Source organism: Acidobacteriota bacterium, assembly GCA_003225175.1.
Lineage (GTDB): Bacteria > Acidobacteriota > Terriglobia > Terriglobales > Acidobacteriaceae > Gp1-AA112.
In genome coordinates, this window is the sequence record QIBA01000196.1 from 1 (window position 1) to 2,266 (window position 2,266).

The window sequence follows — 2,266 nt, forward strand, 5'->3', positions numbered from 1 at the left end:
TCAATCCTAAGTAGCTGAACCGGCTAGCCTCCCGATATGGAACGCGGCGTGCACTACTCACCTCCAGAGTCCTCCTCAGAGGCAACTCTGCTCAATCCGGCAGCATCTCTGCTCCAAATTGCGGAATGAGCTTGCACCGCAAAGGCCGAACCCAATTCCTTTTTAGCGAATTTAGCGAAGGATTGCGTGCAACATCCTAGTTATGATCGGCCAATTTTCGCTTTCTGTCTCCCAGCCATGCTGCTGTTCACGCTGGCATTTGGGGGCTGCAGCAACGGGAGAGGAGTAGTCCAAGGCTCATCCGATTCGCCTGCGCCGGCTGCGTCTTCAGGCCAGCCGCTCTCGGCGTGCGGTTCGCTAACCACGCATCCCGGCTACACCCAACAGTACCTATATGCCGGAAATCTATGGGGAGCTCCGGTCCTGACGGTGTTCAAGATCGATGCTTCCACCGGTGCTTTGAGTGAGATGCCATGGTCGCCGATCTCCACCTTCAACGGCATGCTCTCGGCGACGATGGATCCGTCTGACAAGTACCTGTACGTGTCTTCCCGAGCGCCCTTTGGTTTGAACCACCAGCCGATTACGACCCTGGAGACGTTCACGATTCCGTCCGACGATTCCCAACCAATCAATCGTGGGCACATTCAGTCGGGATCTTCTGATCTCAGGCTGGCATTTGACCCGCAGGGCAAATTCTTTTACGAGCTGCCCCGGTCCAATGACGGGCAGTTGATCCCTTGGGCAGTTGGTGTGGACGGAGTGCCCGTTTCAGCTGGCGCGCTCATTCCGCTCAGCCTGGGCTGGCCGACTACTTACGCATTTAAGGCGAGTGGCAATCTGGTGCTCGTTGGCCACGGCACGGCTTACGAACAACCGTTGCACTCACAGGACGGAGTTGCGGTCTACCGCGAGGACTGCGCCACAGGCACCCTGAGCTTAGTGAAGAACAACATCTTTCCCGTCGCCAATTTTTCTGCGTTTTCCAGGGATCCAATAGGTCCGAACTTTATCAGCGCCTCCACTACTGGCGATTTAGTTGTCGGGTGGTATTGCGGTGTTCCCCTGCCGCAGAGCAATTATCAATATCACGTCGATGCTCAGACCGGAGTGCTGACTGTCATTCCGGATAGCCAGATCCTCGGGCTGTGTGAGACGAGTTTCGACTCCTCCGGACAATACGCGATCGGGCGAATGGAACATGACTCCGGCTCGGATTCGATCGCCGTCTTTCGAGTGGACTCGGTTAGAGGGCTTGTGGAAACGGACCGGTACACTCTGCCTCTATTCGAGGGCGCCAGTCAGAGAATCTTGTCGAGTCCCATATTCGATCTTTCCGGGACATTCGTTTACGCCAACGCTACAGAGTACGTAATTGCTCTAAGGCTGGACCGAAGCACCGGCAAGTTGACCCTTGTTTCGGATTATCCGCAAGCAAGAGAAAACTCCTTTTCACCTTTGTTCATAGTCGCACGTTAAAAGCGCAGGTTTCCCCGGGCCCTAATTCTTTTCTTGGAGGCCGGGTGCCCCGCCCTTGTTGTGCTTTCCCTAAATGACACATGATGTGGTGCCCTACCCTCCGCGACGTGAGGTTGTTACGAAACTCGAAATTCCTCTTTTGAAACCACAACATATTGCGCTTCGCCTGGACCGCGACCACCATAGGTAACAAAATTATTGAGTTTCGTAACAGCCTCGACGTTCGGAGGGTGGGCTGCGAGCATGTGTGCAGGACGGGTGGCCCGCCCTGTTCCCGTTTTGGTTTTTTGCATCCGGCATCCCAAAAAAAGGGGGGCTCGTTCTCGCGCGCTGTTCGCCGGGTGCCCCGCCCTTGTTGTGCTTTCCCTAAATGACACATGATGTTGGTGGCGAGTGGCCCCGTCTTTCCCGTTTTGGTCTCTTGCATGCGACTTCCATGTAAAGGGTGCCCCACTCTCGCGTGCTGTTCGCGAGGGTGGGATTCGAGGATGTGTGCAACTCCGCTTTTGACTTGTCTTCTTCGCGAAACACGCGAGGGCAAGAAACGCAAAGTTCATGGGCACAGAATAAGCGCAATTCGGAAACGATTCAAAGAAGAGAACCAAAACCGGGACTGGTCAACATTCATCTAATCCCACCCTCGCGAAAATCACGCGAGAGTGGGGCACCCGAATCATGGTGGTTCCATAATGAAACCGAGCTTAAAAGGCTGGGCCACCCGTCACCCACTCTTTGGATGACCGAAGGAAAGAAAAATCAAGGGTCGGCCAGCCGTCGATCCTCATCG

Annotated in this window: 1 protein-coding gene; it reads left to right on the forward strand. The window is 54.9% G+C overall.

Annotation, left to right across the window (positions count from 1 at the left end; translation table 11 throughout):
- The first annotated feature begins 237 nt into the window (after positions 1-237).
- Positions 238-1,479, forward strand: coding sequence for a hypothetical protein (locus tag DMG62_24480; protein ID PYY19584.1), 1,242 nt, complete (start codon positions 238-240; stop codon positions 1,477-1,479).
- Positions 1,480-2,266 lie beyond the last annotated feature (787 nt).